An 809-nucleotide genomic window follows, 5' to 3' on the forward strand; every position below is an offset into this window, starting at 1 on the left:
CAATAAATAACCATCCACCTAACTTATCAAAAGTTTAAGTGGATGGTTTTTCATTTATATTTATATTAGTGTTAATCCAATCATAGATTTATCTATATGCACTGCTCTATACATTTCCTCATTTAATTTGCTTTACTTTCATTTATATCATTATCAAAACACTTGGCGTGTCATCGTTATTATTTCGCATCTTTGACACGTTTATCATCATTAGGAATCGCGAATAAAATTGCGATAAATGCCATGATTCCCATTAATACGTTAACCCAAAGTGCAATCATCGCACCTGTATGAATGCTCGTTGCAGCAACTGCACCAACATATACAGCACCACTAATTGCGACACCGAATGCGCCACCAAGTGATGAAGCCATTTTATAAATACCTGAAGCAACGCCAACTTTATCTAACGGTGCATTCGAAATAGCTGTATCTGTAGAAGGTGTTGCATAAATACCTAAGCCTAGTCCGAAACATAAATATCCTACGACACAACTGATAACATAAAATATGCCTGGTAAGAATACTAATGAAATAAGTGCAATACCAATGACCACAATGAATGTACCTAATAACATTGGTCGCTTAGAACCCATTTTTTGTAATAATTTTTCACCAACTCGAATCATCAATAACACCATGATTAAATAAGTAATTGATAAGTATCCTGCCTGCAATGCTGTATAACCTAAACCTTGTTGCACGAATGTATTCGCTACAATTAATGTACCTGCAACACCGTTTAATAAGAAGTTCGAAATCGTTGCACCTGTATATGGTTTATTTTCAAATAATTTAAAATCAATAAG

1 pseudogene is annotated in these 809 nt (G+C 34.0%); it reads right to left on the minus strand.

Going from position 1 to position 809, the window contains the following annotated elements:
- Window positions 1-179: 179 nt before the first annotated feature.
- Window positions 180-809: pseudogene (gene norC, locus IDG60_RS17470) on the minus strand (multidrug efflux MFS transporter NorC); the annotation flags it as partial.

Source organism: Staphylococcus sp. EG-SA-2 (assembly GCF_017152085.1).